Below are 18,454 nucleotides of genomic sequence, written 5' to 3'. Positions count from 1 at the left end.
TATGACGAACAGCTATGACGAACAGCTATAGTGCGACAGCCCACCTACATCAAAAAACGCCAGAGGCTTTAGTTTGTAATACTTATCTTGTTGCACTTGTGTTTGCTCAGCGTAAGGCTGCGTCATTACATCTTGTAGCTCTTTAACAAGCGTGTAATTCCCTTCACTGGCCTGCTGATATGCAGGCGCCACAAACCATTCACGTAAACTGTACTTTGGGTTGACGAGTTTCATCTGCTTTGAAACCTGTTCACGAGAATGCCCTGAAGCAACACTTTCAAGCTCAATAAGGGAATTCCATTTTACGAACCAAGCAGACCAAGCTTTTTTCAACGCTTCTGGATTTGCGCTGTGGTTGGATTGCGCAGAACCGTTCACGCCTTTATAAAAGCTCTTTTCAAGTGAGCCAATGTCGTGGGGAAGTGATGAAAGCTCACGAAAGAAGATGGTGTAATCTACCGGTGTTTGCACCATAAGGCTTTCAAGCTCACTAAACAGCATAGGGTCATATGTATTTAACCCGAGTTTGGCAGCCCACATGGTTTCCATTTTTGTTTGCATTGCTTTAGAAAAGCTAATTTGAATCTCGGTCAATTGCTGTGCAAAATCCTGATGTTGTGCGAGCAGCGGACGCACCGCCGTGCAGAACATATCAAAGTTACGCTGGGCTGCTTCGCCTTGGTTCAAAAATGCGAAGTGCTGACCGCCGCCCGTCCATGACTGAAAGAAAGGGTGAAACGCATCAACAAAACCAAACGGTCCGTAGTCGAGTGTGTAGCCGCCAAGCGCGCAGTTGTCGCTGTTGAAATTGCCTTGGCAAAAACCTACACGCACCCAGTTCGCCACAAGAGACGTAAGGCGATTGCGAAATTCTTGCGCTAGCAGCACGATTTTTTCAGGCATGCTAAGGCTGTTATCGATGACCTTGCTGTACTCACGGTCAATCCCGTGTTGCACAATTTTCTCAAGCTCTTGCATAGCGTTTGGATGTTGATTGCTGCGCGCGCGGCGGCCAAAAAGTTCTAACTGGCCAACGCGAATGAATGACGGCGCAACCCGCGTCGATATAGCTACAGGCTCTACCAAAGAGGTATCGGGATCTTGCGCGTGCGAACCTTGTGAGTACCACGGTCGCCTAACTTTTTCGGTTTTAGACACATACAAACTTAAAGAACGCGACGTTGGCACACCAAGCGCATGCATGTGCTCTTGGGCCAAAAATTCCCGTATACTCGAACGCAGCACCGCGCGCCCGTCGCCACCGCGGCAGTATGGTGTGCGACCACCGCCTTTTAGCTGCATTTCCCAGCGTTGATTATTAATAACCGCCTCAAGTACCGACACTGCGCGGCCATCGCCATAGCCATTGCCGGTTCGAAACAGGCACTGCTGAATATATTCAGTGCCGTAAATAGAAAGCGCGTAGCCCGTTGCCCAGCCCACTTTTCGCATTGGCTGTGGAAGGTGTGATATGTCACCAGAAAACATAGCCATAAAATCAGTCGACTCAGCCATAGCGTCGTTAAAGCCAAGCTCACGAAAAAAGTCTTTGCTGTGCGTCACATACTCGGGATTTGCAATTGGCGTAGGGGTCACCGGCACATAATGACCCGAAAACACCTGTCTTGGTTCGTGATCATCTCCGTTTGCAGTGGCATCGGGATCGCAGTTCAAAGTGTCCATAAGCGAGTAGTCTGCGAGCTTGGCGATGTCTTCAAGCTTTGCAATAGTAGTCGACACTTGCTCACTTTGGATGTTTGCCTTCATATTCATGTGTATTCTCCAAGATGTTTTATGGCTTTACCCAACTATAAACGCTGTGCGTATATTTGTTTATAAGATACGTAAGAGCTTTCATATCTATTGTAAACATATTAAGTATACGCATCGCAAGGTATCAATGACCAAGCAGCAAGCACATAGCTGCACGCTGGGGTGGCAACACTTGGCTTGGTAAGGTAAATCCAGTCACTTGGTCATGTTCAGCATCGTTTGTTACTACTTCGGTAGATCTGCCGTTGTCTGTCCAAGGCGCCCATTCATCTAGTGCGAATTTTCAAACACGATTAGGGCTACTAGATAGTCGGCTAATAAAGGTAAAAACGTGAAAATAAATCGTATATTTCACACTAATTTCACATAGTATTGACATAGATATTAAAAGCTACAAGCCAAACAGGCTAAGGCTCTCTTACTGTGCGCCAGGAGGGTTTTAATGAACACCGCAGTGGTATTTTTCAAGTCAATCTAAGACCTTGATAACGCTAGAACCTAGTTGGGCTGCGCTTGCCATTTAGTTTATCATTGATGGCTAGATAGCCGCACAGATTTCATCTACAAACCACGGCACAAGCGTTGAAGCTTGGCCGTAATGACACTCAGTAAAATTACTTTGACCTTCACTGGGATCTAGATTTAATTCAATGCAGTGAGCACCCACATACTGTGCTTCTTGAACAAAGCCAGCGGCAGGATAAACATTACCCGACGTGCCTATTGACACAAAGACATCAGCCTCTTGCAGGTGGGTTTGAATCGCCTTCATGTGATAGGGTGTTTCACCAAACCAAACAATGTCGGGGCGCATTGGGCTTGGCGTGTCACAGCAAGCACATTTTGTACAAGAACTTACGTCGTCAACAGTGCTAACGGCGCTGTTGGAATTTATACATTTTGCAGATAGCAGTTCACCGTGCATATGAATAACATTTTTGCAGCCGCCGCGCTCGTGCAGGTTATCTACATTTTGAGTAATCAGTACGAAATCTTGCTGCAGTTTTCTTTGCAGTTTAGCCAGTGCAATATGGGCTGGATTTGGGGCAACTTCATCGTTCAACAGCTGTTGACGCCTAGCATTGTAAAATCGATACACTAACTCTGGATTGCGCGCAAATGCTTCTGGCGTAGCCACTTCCTCTACCGTATGATTTTCCCATAAGCCCTTATTGTCCCTAAAAGTGCTAATACCCGATTCGGCAGATATACCTGCCCCGGTCAAAATCACGATTTTTGGGTGTTTGATTGTGTTAAGAAAAAAGTTAAGGTGCTTCACTATTAGGCATATCCTTTACGCATAGATATTTCTATACAACTTTATAATAGTATCTTTATTGGGTACGTTAGGATTATTGGCCACAGAGCCAGATGCAAGCGCTTGATTCGCCATTGTCTCAAGTAAGCCTTCATAGGCTTGTTTTACAATACCAAATTCAGACATCATAGGGACTTTTAATATTGTATTTACCGTGGTCAGAAACTGCGTTAATCGAGTGTGGCACTCTGCTATGTGCTGGGTAGAAGAAATTAAGCCCATATGCACAGCGCACTGTGCATATTTTTCTGGCGCACCGCTTAACGAAAACTGGGTGATTGCGGGCAGCAGCATAGCGTTGCTCATGCCGTGAGGCACGTGAAAGTGAACGCCTAAGGGGCGACTCATGCCATGCACTAAGCCCACTGAGGCATTAGAAAACGCAATCCCCGCTAGGCTTGCACCTAACATCATTGCTTCTTTTGCAGCTAGTTTGCTTGGTGTTAGGCAAGCGCTTAGTAGATTAGGCGCTATCAATTTCATAGCCGCTATTGCCTGTTGATCACTGTACAAATTTGATTTTTTACTCACGAAGGCTTCAATTGCGTGAGTAAGAGCATCTATGCCGGTGTCTGCGGTAATGCGAAAGGGCGCAGTTAAGGTAAGCTCATAATCAACTATTGCGGCTTTTGGCATGAGGCCGGGACCCATGCAGAGCATTTTTTCAGATGTGTTGCTATCACTTATAATAGTCACACGTGTACATTCTGAACCTGTGCCGGCGGTAGTCGGAATAGCAATAACAGGAATGCTTTGCTGTATTACCTGAAAGGGTACTTTATAGTCGCGCATACTGCCGCCATGCGAGGCTAAAAGCGCGATTGCTTTGGCACTATCAATAGCGCTGCCGCCGCCTAATGCAATTAAGCTGTCATAGTTATCTGTGGCGACTAAATTAACCGCTGCTAGTATTGACGCTTCATCGGGTTCAGGCATAACCTTAGAAAATACTGGTAAGGTAATATCTTGTTGTTCAAGAATGTTGCTTATAGTAGCAACAAGACCAAGTTTAACCATGGTCGAGTCAGTAATTAGAAAGGGGCGAGTAGAAGATAGGCTGCGCAAAATAGCGGGTAGCTCATTTATGGCACCCGCGCCGATTTGTAAAATAGAGGGCAGATTGATCATTGTAGACATAGAGGATATCCCGTTGAATGTTGGCTAATGGCGCTTCGCTAAATACCCGTGCAATAGGCGTTTAACTATCTATATCAGCCAAAATAAGTGGAAGCAAGCTAGTTTTAATAGAACAAGACCTAGTCAGGCTCATTCGCCGAACGAATTCTCTCTATTCGTTCTTGCTCTTCATCAAATGCGGCTTTTATTTCTTCCATAACCGTGTTGACATCAGCTGCACTTTCATCAAACTCAAACTGTCCTGTTAAGATAACCTCGGGGCTTAAATCACCTGCTTCAAACAGTGCCCACATTTCTTCACCATAGTGGGTTTGTAGTAATTCGGGGGCAAATTCGCCATAATATTCTGTCATGTTGTGAACATCGCGCAATAGCATACTGTAGGCGTTGTTATTTGCTGCTGCGTCGACTGCCTGCGGTAAGTCAATAATAACAGGACCATAATCGTCTACTAGCACATTAAACTCTGATAGATCACCGTGAACAATACCTGCACATAGCATTAACTGGACGTATAGCATAACCTGTTCATGGTCTTCAATAGCTTGCTCAGCAGACATAGACACATCGTTTAGACGTGGCGCAACTTCGCCTTGTTCATCGGCGATTAGTTCCATCAACAGCACGCCATCGTAGCAGCCATAGGGCTGCGGAACTCTTACCCCAGCTTTGCTAAGTTTGAATAGCGCGTCGACCTCGGCATTTTGCCACTGATCTTCTTGCTGCTTGCGGCCAAACTTGGAGCCTTTTTCCATAGCGCGTGCGCGCCTTGTGCTTCTTACTTTTCTGCCTTCGTTGTACTGCGCGGCTTTTTTGAAACTGCGCTTCATCGATTCTTTATATACTTTGGCACAACATATGCGACCCTGACTTTTTACCACGAATACAGTCGCTTCCTTACCACTCATAAGTTGGTAAAGCACTTCGTCTACTAGGCCGTCGTCTACTAAAGGTTGTAGTCGTTTTGGTATTTTCATAGGGCGTTTGTTTAGTACCTTTGTGTTGAATAAATAGGCTAATTTCAATGCGAAATCACAATATTTGACTTCTTAGCATCATTTTTAATGTGCAGCTCGATTATTAACTGCTAAGGCATATATACATGCGTAAACCGGTCATGCTGAGCGCTACTACATAAAATTTTTTCAGCGCCCCTATAGTACTATAGCTGCCATTGAAACTGTACTTGTGTACTCGTAAAACAAAAAATCCAGCCTAAGCTGGATTTTTTACCTAAAGCGCAGTCTGTTTACTTTCTGAGTTTGTTAATCAATCTCAACTGTGCAACGGCTTCAGCAAGTTCTATTGCTGCCTCTGCATAGTTAAAGTCAGCACCACCCTTTGCAATGCGCTCTTTTGCATGCTGTTGAGCGGCTTGTGCCGCTGCTTCATCGAGCTCTTCTGCGCGTACTGCAACATCGGCTAATACCGTTACATGTCCAGGCTGTACTTCTAATATGCCGCCGGCCACATAAATGAGTTCTTCTTCACCAAACTGTTTTACAACTCGCACCATACCAGGCAGCAAACTAGTGATTAAAGGTGCATGACCAGGATAAATCCCAAGCTCACCTTCTGCACCAGATGCCTGAACAGTTTCTACCAAACCAGAAAAGATCTCTGCCTCAGCGCTTACTACGTCCAAGTGTGTTGTCATTGCCATTGTCGGTCTCCTTAAATAACGTCAACGTTATTTTCAGCGATTACTTATTCTTGTTCGCTTTTTCTACCGCTTCTTCTATTGAACCAACCATGTAAAATGCTTGCTCTGGAAGACTGTCGTAATCACCGTTAAGAATACCTTTAAAGCCACTAATGGTGTCTTTAAGCGATACATACTTACCCGGAGAACCTGTAAAGACCTCTGCTACGAAGAAAGGCTGTGACAAGAATCGCTGAATTTTACGAGCACGTGATACTACCTGCCGGTCTTCTTCAGATAATTCATCCATACCTAAGATCGCGATGATATCTTTTAGTTCTTTATAACGCTGCAGCACAGACTGCACGCCACGCGCAGTGTCGTAATGTTCTTGGCCGATAACTAGCGGGTCAAGCTGACGCGAAGTAGAATCAAGCGGGTCAACCGCCGGGTAAATACCTAAAGATGCAATATCACGCGATAATACGACCGTTGCATCTAAGTGAGCAAAGGTAGTAGCAGGAGATGGATCGGTTAAATCATCCGCTGGTACATATACGGCTTGAATTGACGTAATTGAACCGGTTTTAGTAGAGGTAATACGCTCTTGTAAGACACCCATTTCTTCCGCTAATGTAGGCTGATACCCAACCGCTGAAGGCATACGGCCTAACAAAGCAGAAACTTCTGTTCCGGCCAAAGTATAACGATATATATTATCCACGAAAAACAGCACGTCACGACCATCGTCGCGAAATTTTTCAGCCATAGTCAAGCCTGTTAGTGCAACACGTAAACGGTTACCAGGAGGCTCATTCATTTGGCCATATACTAATGCTACTTTATCAAGTACATTTGAATCATTCATTTCATGGTAGAAATCGTTACCTTCACGGGTGCGCTCACCAACACCTGCAAACACAGAATAACCGCTGTGTTCAATCGCGATGTTACGAATAAGCTCCATCATGTTTACCGTTTTGCCTACACCGGCTCCACCAAACAAACCAACTTTACCGCCTTTTGCAAACGGGCATACTAAATCTATTACTTTTATGCCTGTTTCAAGTAGCTCAGTTGAGCTTGACTGGTCTTCATAGCTGGGCGCTTCACGGTGAATAGACATACGCTCTTCTTCACCAATGGGGCCAGCTTCATCTATTGGGTTTCCCAATACATCCATGATGCGGCCTAAAGTAGCAAGGCCCACGGGGACTTGAATAGCCTCACCTGTGTTATTTACCATTAAGTTACGACGTAAACCATCGGTGGAACCCATGGCTATTGTTCTTACAACACCACCACCAAGCTGCTGTTGTACTTCTAACGTTAAACCTGCTTGGTCGCCATCGGCCACTCGCAGTGCGTCATATACACGTGGTACGGAATCTTGTGGAAACTCAATGTCCACTACCGCACCAATGATCTGGACGACCTTACCTTGACTCATAATTAGTCCTCTTATACTTTAAAATTCTTTTGCTAAACCGCTGCTGCGCCACTTACAATTTCACTGATTTCTTGTGTAATTGCGGCCTGACGCGCCTTGTTATATATTAATTGTAAATCATCAATAAGATCGCCGGCATTGTCCGTTGCTGCCTTCATTGCCACCATTCTGGCTGCTTGTTCAGACGCAACGTTTTCAACCACACCTTGATAAACAACTGTCTCGATGTATCTAGCAAGTAAAGCGTCTAGAATTTCATCAGCGTTGGGCTCATATAAATAGTCCCAAGTGTGTTTACGTTCTTCTTCCATTGACTTTGGTAATGGCAGCAATTGATTAACAACCGGCTCTTGGCTCATGGTGTTAATAAATCGGTTATACACTAAGTAAATTTTATCAAGTGTGCCGTTTTCGTATGCGTCTAGCATGACCCTCACAGTACCTACTACCTTACTTAAAGTAGGTTTGTCACCTAAACCGGACTCAGCTGCCATTACGTTGCCACCAAAACGGGAAAAGAAATTTACTGCTTTTGCACCAAGTGCAGCAAAGTAAAGTCCTGTACCTTGTTCTTGATAAGCTTTAATACGCTTAGATACTGCCTTAAATTCATTTGTATTCAGTCCGCCACATAGACCACGGTCGGTCGAAATAACAATAAAACCGACGTTTTTCACTTCCCTCTCTTCTAAGAAAGGGTGGCGGTAATCTAAGTTAGCGCTGGCGATGTGACCAATGACTTTCTTCATACTTTTAGCATAAGGACGTCCTAATTGCATCCGCTCCTGTGCCTTCTTCATTTTTGAGGCGGCAACCATTTCCATCGCGCTGGTAATTTTTTGGGTGTTTTTAATACTCCCAATTTTACCTTTAATCTCTTTTCCGCTTGCCATGAAATTTTCTCCGATTACTCAACGACCGCTCTAATACCAATTAGAGCCTGTGGATTACCAGCTTTGAGTCGATTTGAATTTGTCAAATGCGCCTGCTAACTGGCCTTCAATATCGTCGTTATAGTTTCCAGTCTGATTAATTGTGTCCATCAGTTCTTTGTATTCAGCCAACATGTAAAAGTGCAGGGCCGCTTCAAAATCAAGTACTTTATTTAGCTCAATGTCTTTCAAATAACCTTTTTCTGCCGCAAATAGCGATACGGCCATTTCAGCAACAGATAACGGTGAGTACTGGTTTTGCTTCATCAATTCCATTACTCGCTGACCATGCTCTAGTTGTTCTCTAGTAGCATCGTCTAGGTCTGATGCAAACTGAGAAAATGCGGCTAACTCGCGATATTGAGCAAGTGCAAGACGAATACCACCGCCTAACTTCTTGATGATTTTAGTTTGTGCAGCGCCACCTACTCGAGAAACAGAGATACCGGCGTTTACAGCAGGGCGTATGCCGGCGTTAAATAAATCTGACTCAAGGAATATCTGACCGTCGGTAATTGAAATTACGTTTGTGGGTACAAAGGCAGATACATCACCCGCTTGGGTTTCAATAATTGGCAACGCGGTTAGTGAGCCGGTTTTACCTTTAACTTCACCTTTTGTGTACTTTTCAACGTAGCTAGCATTTACGCGTGCTGCTCTTTCTAACAAGCGTGAGTGTAGGTAAAATACGTCACCTGGGTATGCTTCACGACCTGGTGGACGGCGCAGCAATAATGACACTTGGCGATAAGCAACTGCTTGTTTTGACAAATCATCATAAACAATAAGTGCGTCTTCGCCGCGATCACGGAAATATTCACCCATAGTACAACCAGAATAAGGCGCAAGGTATTGGAGTGCCGCTGATTCAGAGGCCGACGCAGCTACAATAATGGTATGCGCCATCGCGCCGTGTTCTTCTAATTTACGCACAACGTTGGCAATGGTTGATGCTTTTTGACCAATCGCCACATATATACATTTAACGCCGGTATTTTTTTGATTTATAACCGCATCTATTGCTAGCGCTGTTTTACCCGTTTGGCGATCGCCGATAATAAGTTCACGCTGGCCGCGGCCAACCGGGATCATTGCATCAACTGATTTATAACCTGTTTGAACAGGTTCATCTACCGATTGGCGCTCAATTACGCCTGGTGCAATTTTTTCAACCGGCTCAAAGCGCTCAGCGTCTATCGCCCCTTTACCGTCGATAGGCTCACCTAGGGTGTTAACAACACGCCCTAACAGCTGTGGACCTACTGGCACTTCAAGGATACGACCAGAGGACTTTACTTTATCGCCCTCTTGCAGAGTATTATACGGACCCATAACTACCGCACCTACCGAGTCTCGCTCAAGGTTAAGTGCAATGGCGAAACTGCCGCCTGGCAATTCGATCATTTCGCCTTGCATTACGTCTGCAAGACCATTAATACGGATAATGCCGTCGCTTACGCCAACGATTGTACCTTCGTTTCTTGCTTCACTTACTACTTCAAACTGGTCAATTCGTTTCTTAATCAGTTCTGCAATCTCTGTAGAATTAAGTTGCATACTTATATTCCCGTTATGCTTGTAACGCGTCGTTGAGACGGTTCAATTGTGAATTTAAGGAGCCATCTATAACAGTGTCGCCTGCTTTTACAATTAGGCCTGCGACAATGCTCGGATCCACGCTACAATTTAAATGTACTTTGCGGTCAAAACGTTTTTCTAATGCGGCGCTTAAGCTATTTATTTGGGCATCATCAAGCGCAATGGCAGAGGTTACATCAACATTAACTTGCTTTTCGCGCATCGTTTTGAGCTCGTTAAACATAGCCGATATTTCTGGCAATAATGCTAAACGGTCATTTTCCGCTAAAATCTTTACAAAGTTTTGGCCTTTACTATTAAGCTGTTCTCCGCAAATACTAATGAACATTGTGGCAACCTTGCTAGCCGCATCTGCACCTACTATAAGCTGTTGTATGCTCTCGTTTTTTGCGACTTCAGCTGCAAAAACCAGCATACTTTGCCACTCTTCTATAGATGAGCTGTCAGCTGCAAAATCAAAGGCGGCTAGAGCATATGGACGAGCTGCTGTTGTCAATTGAGACATGACTTACTCTCCTAAAGCTCTTGGACAAGTTTTGCAACAATGTCTTTTTGTGCGTCGGCATCAATTTCACGCGCAAGAATTCTTTGGGCACCAGCTATGGCTAGTAGACCAACCTGCTTGCGCAAGTCTTCTTTGACGCGATTTTTCTCTGCTTCAACTTCGGCGTAACCCTGTGCGATAATTTTTTCGCGCTCAGCGTGCCCCTTTTGTGTTTCTTCTTCAACCAGCTGATTTGCACGTTTTTTAGCTTGGTCAATAATCTGGCTAGCCTGCACTTTCGCTTCACGAACTTGGTCTGTAGCGCTTGACTTTGCTAACTCAAGATCCTTTGTTGCTTTGTCTGAGGCAGCAAGACCATCTGCTATTTTTTTCTGTCTTTCTTCAATCGCGCCTATGAGCGGCGGCCATACATACTTCATGCAGAACGCAACAAATACAGTAAACGCAATTAACTGACCTATTAGGGTGGCGTTAAAATTCACGTCCGCTCCTCCTATTGTTCATTGGTTAACCTATAAAATAGAGTGTTAGTACACACCACCTAAACCAGGTGCAACAACGAATAAGATATAGAGAGCTATACCAACACCGATCATAGATATAGCATCAATTAGACCAGCTAGGATGAACATTTTGACCTGTAACTGCGGTGCTAACTCTGGTTGACGAGCAGAAGATTCTAAGAATTTGCCCCCCATGATTCCGAAACCAATAGCAGTACCTAGGGCACCCATTCCGATTATTATTGCAACTGCGATGTAAATCATTGTTATCTCCGAGTAATGTTAAATATAAATAAAAGTAAAAATAAAAGTAAAAGTAAAATCGTTACTAGTGTTCTTCACATGCCAAACTTAAGTAAACGATGGTTAGCATCATAAAAATAAAGGCTTGTAATGGAAGTACTAGAATATGAAATACAGCCCAAGCGAAATGCAATGGTAGTTGCAGATAACCAATGGTTGCAATCAGTATAAATATAAGTTCACTAGCATAGAGGTTACCAAACAAACGTAACGACAATGAAAGTGGACGAGCCAGCAAAGTGACTATTTCTATCACCAAGTTAAAAGGAATGAAAACCCAGTGATTTAGTGGCTGCATGGTTAATTCTTTAGCAAAGCCTTTTATGCCCTTAACTCTAAGAGAATAAAATATAATAAGTATAAAGACGCCTATTGCTAAAGCAAAAGTCGTGTTTATGTCGGTTGTGGGTACGATTTTTAGGTAGACATCTTTTGGGTCCATACCAAAGGCATACTGACCAATTAACCCTGCTATCCATGGAAATAGATCTACAGGTATTAAGTCTGTCAGGTTCATTAACAATACCCATACAAATATGGTGAGTGCTAATGGTGCAATTAATCGACTGGTGCCATTAAAGGAGCTTTTGACGTTGTCGTCTACAAATTCAACAATCATCTCGACAAAAGCCTGGGTTTTAGTCGGTACACCGATTGTTGCTTTTTTCCCTATTCGCCAAAAGAAATATAAAAAACAAACGCCAATTAACACTGAAGACCCAATAGTATCTACATGCAACGTCCAAAAGCCAGCGTCTGCGCAGGCCTTATTAAATGCGATTCCACCATCGGCAGTACACATTTTTGCGTTGGTTAAATGGTGATTAATGTATTCTTGCGTAGTGTCGTAAGATGCCATTGTTAAACCCAAATTATTAATTTAAAAATTTTTACGTATTTTTATTAAATGTTAATTTTTAACACTTAACACGAACATTGCGGCCCACTGACTGACCATTGTTATTGCGTATGCGCCTAATAAATATAAAGGCTGAACATGTAACAGTGAAAACGCAATAACGAATATTAACGTTGTAAGAACAAGTTTTAACTTCATACCTTGATTCATACTTTGCGCAACTACTCTATTTTTAGTTGCACCGGCATATCGGAACACCCAATACGCAAAAACGCTGTGTGGTATTAAAAAACTAATGACGCCTAGTATAATGGACAACGATAACTTTGGATCATAAAAGATTGATAACGAAAGCATACACAAACCAACCAAAAATTGAACGACTATGCCTTTGACGGCAAGCCGTTTACCTGGCGCTGCCAAATCAGTTGCCATATCTTAGTTCCTGCTGATATTGCGCTATAAAAAGCGTTCGAAGTATACTGTTAATGCGAAAATATTCAACCAGAAATGGAAAATATAAAAGATTCTGGCATCATTTATACTATAGTCTTATGACAGTTTTTTTCGAGCAATTTGGTAAATTCGTATTATTTTTATAAATATCTACGCTTAATAAAAAAATCTATTCGTCTTTTGGCGTAGTAATATGCGCCAAAATACCATCAAGCTGGTCTAAATCTTCAAAAGAAATTGTCATTTTCCCTTTGCCTTTTTTGTTGTGATCAATCTTAACACTGGTACCTAAGGTATCCGTTAATGTGGTAGCAAGACGCCTAACGTCAGGATCAATTGTCTTTTCTTCTTTGGGAAGGTCTTCAGTGTTGGGTTCTTCCTGAGCTTTTTTGACTAGGCGCTCAGTTTCACGCACTGTAAGCCCTTTTTCAGCCACTAGCTTGGCTAAATTTTCTTGTTCGTTACCAACAAGCGACAGCAATGCTCTGGCGTGTCCCATGTCTATATCACCATGTTCTAGCAGTGTTTTAACGCCCTCTTCAAGCCCATTTAAGCGCAATAAGTTAGTCACGGTAGTGCGCGACTTTCCCACCGCCTCAGCCACTTGCTGATGGGTAAGATTAAATTCAAGCATAAGTCGCTCTAAAGCCTGCGCCTCTTCCATTGAATTTAAATCTTCACGTTGTATATTTTCTATCAGTGCAATAGCAACAGCGGCATCGTCTGCCACATTTTTGATCAAGCAGGGAACCACCTCTAAGCGAGACATTTGCGCGGCACGCCAGCGACGTTCTCCAGCTATAATTTCATATTTATCAGTGCCCGTTTGACGCACCACAATGGGTTGAATGATGCCTTGCGCTTTAATTGACGCAGCGAGTTCTTCTAATGCTTGATCTGCCATGTCTTTTCGTGGCTGGTATTTTCCTGCATGCAAGAATTCAATAGGAATTTTTTTTAAATCGTTGGTGGCTTCGTCATAAGTGCTATTTTGATCTTGGGCACTTTGTGCGTCTTTATGGGCAACGCTTTTGCTTGTAGCAAGTAATGCATCTAGTCCTCTACCCAAGCCTTTATTTTTCGGTGCCATTGGTAACGCCTCTTTTTCTTATTCTCATTTGCTACTATGCATCTTCTAATTTTTTACGTCTGCGCAATATTTCACCGGCAAGCGCTAAGTAGGCCTTTGCGCCATTTGATGATTTATCATAATACATTGCAGGTTCACCAAAACTGGGCGCTTCTGCTAGTCTGACGTTCCTTGGAATTACGGTACGGTAAACTTGGTCTCCAAAATAGCGTTTAAGCTGTTCAGATACATCATTTGCTAAACGATTTCGTGGATCGTACATTGTGCGCAGTACCCCTTCAATCTTCAAATCAGGATTAACTACCGACGCTAATTTCTCAATCGTATCCATAAGCGCTGTTACACCTTCTAATGCGTAATATTCGCACTGCATAGGCACTAATACCGAGTCTGATGCGGCTAATGCATTTACCGTTAGCTGATTTAATGAAGGTGGACAATCAATAAAAATATAATCGTAGTCGTCCTTAATGGGAGCAAGCGCGTTTCGTAATCGTAGCTCTCTGGCAAACACTTCCATTAATTTTATTTCTGCCGCGGTGATATCAGAATTACCCGCAATAAGGTGATATTTACCCGTAGTTTGAGTAATAATGACTTCGCTAGCAGGTTTCTGCTCTATTAATAATTCATAACAAGTGTTTTCTACATTGTACTTGTCAACGCCGCTACCCATCGTAGCATTGCCCTGCGGATCTAAATCAATCAGCAATACTTTGCGCTTTGTTGCCGCCATAGACGCAGCAACGTTAACCGCGGTCGTTGTTTTACCCACGCCGCCTTTTTGATTTGCTATTGAGATGACTCGCGCCACTAGTTGAATACCTTCACGTGATTAACTGGATTGAGTTTACCCTAAAAAAATAGCTTTATTGACTTATAAACTATCTATTTTTTTAGCTACTTTTATTCTTTGAAAATGACAGCGAGAATAACGAATGACCCTGATTGCCTATTGCACATTCTTTTTCAACAGCACTAAGTGTCTTTCACCCTCTAAGGATGGTATCAAAAGAGGGATGCTTTGCACTAGTGTAAAGTGTACAGGAATTTCGTTTAATTCTTGTTGATGAAGTTGACCTTTAAGAGCTAGAAATTGGCCGTCATCATCAAGCAAATGGGAACACCAACGAAGCATGTCGTTTAATGACGCAAACGCTCTGCTCAATACTAAGTCAAAATATTTTTGGGGTGTGATATCTTCAACTCGACTTTGTATAGGACTCACATTTTTAAGACCTAATGCATGAATGGCCTGCTTCATAAACACTACACGCTTACCTAAAGAGTCGATTAAGGTAAATGTCTTGTGTGGGCACATAATCGCTAGTGGGATACCCGGTAAGCCTGGCCCTGTTCCAACGTCGGCGATGTGCGAGCCTGTTAAGTATGGACTTACTACAATTGAATCAAAAATATGCTTAATTAACATCTCACTGGGCTTTCTTACGGAGCTCAAATTATATGCTTTATTCCATTTGTGCAGTAGTAACACAAATTCTATAAGCTGTCTTTTTTGAGTTTCGCTGACCTCAAAATCAAGCTGGGGACTCAGCTCGTCAAATTGAATGTGCAAGCTTTGTGTTAGTTCATCCATTACATAATATTCCTGACATCTCTTTACTACGCCGATTCGCGTGTTTGTTTGAATAACATACTGTGTTTTTTCAAATACACCAACAGTAGTGAAACTGCGGCAGGCGTAATACCTGATATACGTGATGCCTTGCCAATCGTCTCGGGCCGTGCATCGGTCAGTTTTGCCACTACTTCATTTGATAATCCAGATATAGTTGAATAGTCAAAATCAGGCGGAAGTAGCGCATTTTCATGGCGCTGAGATTTTGCAATTTCGTCCTGTTGTCTTGAAATATAACCGGCATATTTTATTTGAATTTCAACCTGTTCTGCGGCTTTTTCATTTTTTAAGCCTGGACCTATAGATTCAATTGTCATTAGGCTTTTATAGGTCATTTCAGGTCGACGAATGAGTTCTTCAAGTGAATGTTCTTTACTTACGGGCGTTTTTAAAATGCCGTTTAAAGCTTCTGCCGATTTATGAGTAGGGTGGATCCAATTATTTTTTAAACGTTGTTTCTCTTGCTCAATAAGTTCCATCTTTTGTGAAAAGGCAGCCCAACGTTCATCGCATACCAAGCCTAAGTTACGACCTTGCTGGGTAAGCCTACTGTCAGCGTTATCTTCACGTAGCAACAATCTATATTCAGCTCTGCTGGTAAACATTCTATAAGGTTCTTTTGTACCCATGGTGGCTAAATCGTCAATTAATACACCAACGTAGGCTTGATCTCTGCCTAACACTAATGGGTCTTTTTCTTGTACTTGTAAAGCAGCGTTAGCGCCTGCAATTAAGCCCTGTGCACCCGCTTCTTCGTAGCCTGTTGTGCCGTTAATTTGGCCAGCAAAGAACAAACCGTCTATGAATTTAGTTTCTAATGTTTGTTTCAAATCTCGTGGATCAAAAAAGTCATACTCAATGGCGTAACCTGGACGAATTATATGCGCATTCTCAAACCCTTTTATGGATCTTACCAAGGACATCTGTATATCAAAGGGTAAACTGGTTGATATACCATTAGGGTAAACTTCAATACTGTTTAAACCTTCGGGTTCAACAAATATTTGATGCGAATTTTTGTCTGCAAAACGCACTATTTTGTCTTCAATGGAAGGACAATAACGCGGTCCTACACCTTCTATGTTACCCGTATACATAGGCGATCGGTCTAGGCCTGAGCGGATAATATCGTGAGTATTTTCGTTTGTATGGGTTATGTAGCAAGGAATTTGACGAGGATGATCAGCCACATTGCCCATGAATGAAAAAGTGGGCAATGGCGTGTCACCCGCTTGTTCTTGCATCACTGAAAAATCTAAAGTTCTTGCATCTAACCTTGCAGGTGTGCCCGTTTTTAGCCTATCGACTCTAAAAGGCAGTGCGCGTAAACGTTGAGCCAGCGCAATTGAGGGCGGATCGCCAGCGCGTCCTCCTTTGTAATTTTCAAGCCCAATATGAATGGTGCCACCTAAAAAGGTGCCGACAGTAATGATTACTGTTTTTGCCCGAAATTTGAGACCCATTTGTGTTACCACGCCACAGGCACGTCCATTTTCAACAATAAGGTCGTCACATGATTGCTGAAATAAAGTAAGGTTTGGCTGCTGTTCTATGGCATTACGTACTGCTATTCGATAAAGAGTACGATCGGCCTGTGCGCGAGTGGCTCTAACGGCTGGTCCTTTAGAACTGTTTAGTGTTCTAAACTGAATCCCGGCTTTGTCGACCGCTTTTGCCATCACCCCGCCAAGTGCGTCAATTTCCTTGACCAAATGACCTTTGCCAATACCGCCAATGGCTGGATTACACGACATTTGTCCAAGTGTTTCAATGCTATGAGTGAGTAAAAGTGTATTAACACCCATGCGAGCAGATGCCATTGCGGCTTCTGTCCCAGCATGGCCACCGCCTACTACAATTACATCAAAGTTTTGTTGATAAAACATCCAAATCCTTACTAAATCTCAAATATTGTGCTAGTACAAATATTGTTTGTTACAGCCTTCATCAAAAGGGCAGGTAGTGTATATGAAACAAAGCATATATGAAATATGGTTGTTTAAATAGTAAACATTGGGGGGCTTTTGCGAGAGGTCAGAAAATGACTTTTTTTGTCAATTTCCCTCAGTAGTATATATAGTCTTTTATTTAAAGATCTTTATTACTACTACTATTATGCGAGCGTTTTTCTGTTAATAATTCAATATTATTTATAAATATCAATAGTTTATAAGAATGAAAAGGCTTGTATAAGCAAACTAAGAAGTATGTATAGCTTGAGGATAACTAAGCTACTTACCCACAGGTTAAAAAGTAGACGATTTTATCCCTTGCTTATTAGTCCTTAATCCACAGCTTTCTAGCTAACTTATCCACAGGAGATATTTTTTTATGTATTGCATGTTGATATTATGTGTATTCTTTAGGGTGAATTCACCGAAGCTATCACTAGCAATAGCTTCCACTTTTTTAACTCAAGGTGAGACTTGCTGTGGACACATTTTAGGTAGTACTGATATTTTTTTACATATTTTTTTATAAGAATTTTTATGATCTGCGTCTGTTGTCTAATATTTACTCAATATTTCGTTTCATTACCATTATTAAAGAGTTTTAGATGTTTCGAATGATTCCTAGCGCGACGGACAGTTGTCAAGCGTTGTTGTACAGTGCTACTGTACTCACCTCGCTACAGGTTTTTCAGCGTCGGCGGAGTTTCTTGAAGGCGTCTTTTAACATTAGCAAAAGGAAATTAGCAGTATGTCCAATAATGACGAGCAAGTTAATACAGCACTACAATCTGAACAGCATGACGAAATTAATATGCTATCTGATAGCGCTGAGCTAGCTAGCCGAGGGACTCGCTTAGGAGCAGCCTTCCTAGATACGTTTATATTGGTTTTATTTTTTATACCAGGCTTGGTCATATTTAGCCTGATGGGCGGTGATTTTTCTAACCCTGATCAGGCCCAGCTAATGAAGAATATTTATACGTATTGTGCTCTATTTATTATTATATATATGGTTATAAATGGTGTTTTACTATATAAATATGGGCAAACCATTGCTAAGCGTTTATTGAATATAAAGATAGTGCGTACCGACGGTGAACGCATCGGGTTTAAGCGCTTGCTAGGTTTGCGCATTGTACTAATTCAACTGCTCTACCAAGTCCCAGTAGTCGGATTTTTGTTTATGATTGTTAATGTGTTATTTATTTTTCGCGAAGATCAACGCTGTATCCACGATCTGATTGCTAACACTAAAGTCGTTAGCACCTAATTCAAAGATAAATATAAATACTAAGC

18 protein-coding genes are annotated in these 18,454 nt (G+C 42.5%); 1 reads left to right on the top strand and 17 read right to left on the bottom strand.

The window, feature by feature from the left end; genetic code table 11:
- Positions 1–12: 12 nt before the first annotated feature.
- The 17 genes from BAE46_RS08805 to mnmG all read right to left on the bottom strand — a co-directional run bounded on the left by BAE46_RS08805 (position 13) and on the right by mnmG (position 17,092).
- Positions 13–1,773: a protein adenylyltransferase SelO gene (locus tag BAE46_RS08805; RefSeq protein ID WP_070112392.1), complete on the bottom strand. Its 1,761-nt coding sequence runs from the start codon at positions 1,771–1,773 to the stop codon at positions 13–15.
- A 538-nt stretch (positions 1,774–2,311) separates the two neighbouring features.
- On the bottom strand, positions 2,312–3,052 hold the full coding sequence (gene cobB, locus BAE46_RS08800) for a Sir2 family NAD+-dependent deacetylase (protein ID WP_006006754.1): 741 nt from the start codon (positions 3,050–3,052) through the stop codon (positions 2,312–2,314).
- Between the two features lie 15 nt (positions 3,053–3,067).
- Positions 3,068–4,228, bottom strand: coding sequence for an iron-containing alcohol dehydrogenase (locus BAE46_RS08795; RefSeq protein ID WP_006006752.1), 1,161 nt, complete (start codon positions 4,226–4,228; stop codon positions 3,068–3,070).
- Between the two features lie 119 nt (positions 4,229–4,347).
- Positions 4,348–5,205, bottom strand: a complete 858-nt coding sequence (locus BAE46_RS08790; protein WP_040521002.1) for a PA4780 family RIO1-like protein kinase — start codon at positions 5,203–5,205, stop codon at positions 4,348–4,350.
- 272 nt (positions 5,206–5,477) lie between these two features.
- A complete protein-coding gene (locus tag BAE46_RS08785; protein WP_006006749.1) occupies positions 5,478–5,891 on the bottom strand; it encodes a F0F1 ATP synthase subunit epsilon in 414 nt (137 codons plus the stop codon).
- Between the two features lie 40 nt (positions 5,892–5,931).
- Positions 5,932–7,320: a F0F1 ATP synthase subunit beta gene (gene atpD / locus BAE46_RS08780; RefSeq protein WP_006006747.1), complete on the bottom strand. Its 1,389-nt coding sequence runs from the start codon at positions 7,318–7,320 to the stop codon at positions 5,932–5,934.
- 32 nt (positions 7,321–7,352) lie between these two features.
- Positions 7,353–8,213 carry a F0F1 ATP synthase subunit gamma gene (atpG, locus tag BAE46_RS08775; RefSeq protein ID WP_006006746.1) on the bottom strand — a complete coding sequence of 287 codons (861 nt, stop codon included), beginning with the start codon at positions 8,211–8,213 and terminating at the stop codon, positions 7,353–7,355.
- A 54-nt stretch (positions 8,214–8,267) separates the two neighbouring features.
- On the bottom strand, positions 8,268–9,809 hold the full coding sequence (gene atpA / locus BAE46_RS08770) for a F0F1 ATP synthase subunit alpha (protein WP_006006744.1): 1,542 nt from the start codon (positions 9,807–9,809) through the stop codon (positions 8,268–8,270).
- A 13-nt stretch (positions 9,810–9,822) separates the two neighbouring features.
- Positions 9,823–10,356 (bottom strand): F0F1 ATP synthase subunit delta, encoded by a 534-nt coding sequence (gene atpH, locus BAE46_RS08765; protein ID WP_006006742.1) that lies wholly within the window; start codon positions 10,354–10,356, stop codon positions 9,823–9,825.
- A gap of 11 nt (positions 10,357–10,367) precedes the next feature.
- Positions 10,368–10,838 carry a F0F1 ATP synthase subunit B gene (atpF, locus tag BAE46_RS08760; RefSeq protein WP_006006740.1) on the bottom strand — a complete coding sequence of 157 codons (471 nt, stop codon included), beginning with the start codon at positions 10,836–10,838 and terminating at the stop codon, positions 10,368–10,370.
- Positions 10,839–10,883: 45 nt separating this feature from the next.
- Entirely contained in the window at positions 10,884–11,123 is a 240-nt protein-coding gene (gene atpE, locus BAE46_RS08755) for a F0F1 ATP synthase subunit C (protein WP_040521001.1), read from the bottom strand.
- A 64-nt stretch (positions 11,124–11,187) separates the two neighbouring features.
- The gene (atpB, locus tag BAE46_RS08750) at positions 11,188–12,021 is read right to left on the bottom strand and encodes a F0F1 ATP synthase subunit A (RefSeq protein ID WP_070112390.1); all 834 of its coding nucleotides are present in this window, start codon (positions 12,019–12,021) and stop codon (positions 11,188–11,190) included.
- Between the two features lie 51 nt (positions 12,022–12,072).
- On the bottom strand, positions 12,073–12,456 hold the full coding sequence (locus tag BAE46_RS08745; RefSeq protein ID WP_006006732.1) for an ATP synthase subunit I: 384 nt from the start codon (positions 12,454–12,456) through the stop codon (positions 12,073–12,075).
- A 190-nt stretch (positions 12,457–12,646) separates the two neighbouring features.
- Positions 12,647–13,567 (bottom strand): ParB/RepB/Spo0J family partition protein, encoded by a 921-nt coding sequence (locus BAE46_RS08740; protein WP_006006730.1) that lies wholly within the window; start codon positions 13,565–13,567, stop codon positions 12,647–12,649.
- A gap of 34 nt (positions 13,568–13,601) precedes the next feature.
- Positions 13,602–14,381, bottom strand: coding sequence for a ParA family protein (locus tag BAE46_RS08735; RefSeq protein ID WP_006006728.1), 780 nt, complete (start codon positions 14,379–14,381; stop codon positions 13,602–13,604).
- A 138-nt stretch (positions 14,382–14,519) separates the two neighbouring features.
- Entirely contained in the window at positions 14,520–15,164 is a 645-nt protein-coding gene (gene rsmG / locus BAE46_RS08730) for a 16S rRNA (guanine(527)-N(7))-methyltransferase RsmG (protein WP_006006726.1), read from the bottom strand.
- 26 nt (positions 15,165–15,190) lie between these two features.
- Positions 15,191–17,092, bottom strand: coding sequence for a tRNA uridine-5-carboxymethylaminomethyl(34) synthesis enzyme MnmG (gene mnmG, locus BAE46_RS08725; RefSeq protein WP_006006724.1), 1,902 nt, complete (start codon positions 17,090–17,092; stop codon positions 15,191–15,193).
- An 814-nt stretch (positions 17,093–17,906) separates the two neighbouring features.
- Here mnmG and BAE46_RS08720 point away from each other — a divergent pair.
- Entirely contained in the window at positions 17,907–18,428 is a 522-nt protein-coding gene (locus BAE46_RS08720) for an RDD family protein (protein ID WP_006006721.1), read from the top strand.
- Positions 18,429–18,454 lie beyond the last annotated feature (26 nt).

The organism is Glaciecola punicea, assembly GCF_001756615.1.
Taxonomy (GTDB): domain Bacteria; phylum Pseudomonadota; class Gammaproteobacteria; order Enterobacterales; family Alteromonadaceae; genus Glaciecola; species Glaciecola punicea.
This window is presented reverse-complemented; position numbering and strand designations above follow the sequence as displayed.

Bases quoted from the DNA above. Each gene is read 5' to 3' on its own strand.
- atpB (WP_070112390.1), bottom strand. From the start codon at position 12,021: ATGGCATCTTACGACACTACGCAAGAATACATTAATCACCATTTAACC.
- atpD (WP_006006747.1), bottom strand. From the start codon at position 7,320: ATGAGTCAAGGTAAGGTCGTCCAGATCATTGGTGCGGTAGTGGACATT.
- atpA (WP_006006744.1), bottom strand. From the start codon at position 9,809: ATGCAACTTAATTCTACAGAGATTGCAGAACTGATTAAGAAACGAATT.
- BAE46_RS08795 (WP_006006752.1), bottom strand. From the start codon at position 4,228: ATGTCTACAATGATCAATCTGCCCTCTATTTTACAAATCGGCGCGGGT.
- BAE46_RS08745 (WP_006006732.1), bottom strand. From the start codon at position 12,456: ATGGCAACTGATTTGGCAGCGCCAGGTAAACGGCTTGCCGTCAAAGGC.
- atpE (WP_040521001.1), bottom strand. From the start codon at position 11,123: ATGATTTACATCGCAGTTGCAATAATAATCGGAATGGGTGCCCTAGGT.
- BAE46_RS08805 (WP_070112392.1), bottom strand. From the start codon at position 1,773: ATGAATATGAAGGCAAACATCCAAAGTGAGCAAGTGTCGACTACTATT.
- BAE46_RS08785 (WP_006006749.1), bottom strand. From the start codon at position 5,891: ATGGCAATGACAACACACTTGGACGTAGTAAGCGCTGAGGCAGAGATC.
- rsmG (WP_006006726.1), bottom strand. From the start codon at position 15,164: ATGGATGAACTAACACAAAGCTTGCACATTCAATTTGACGAGCTGAGT.
- mnmG (WP_006006724.1), bottom strand. From the start codon at position 17,092: ATGTTTTATCAACAAAACTTTGATGTAATTGTAGTAGGCGGTGGCCAT.
- BAE46_RS08740 (WP_006006730.1), bottom strand. From the start codon at position 13,567: ATGGCACCGAAAAATAAAGGCTTGGGTAGAGGACTAGATGCATTACTT.
- BAE46_RS08790 (WP_040521002.1), bottom strand. From the start codon at position 5,205: ATGAAAATACCAAAACGACTACAACCTTTAGTAGACGACGGCCTAGTA.
- atpH (WP_006006742.1), bottom strand. From the start codon at position 10,356: ATGTCTCAATTGACAACAGCAGCTCGTCCATATGCTCTAGCCGCCTTT.
- atpG (WP_006006746.1), bottom strand. From the start codon at position 8,213: ATGGCAAGCGGAAAAGAGATTAAAGGTAAAATTGGGAGTATTAAAAAC.
- BAE46_RS08720 (WP_006006721.1), top strand. From the start codon at position 17,907: ATGTCCAATAATGACGAGCAAGTTAATACAGCACTACAATCTGAACAG.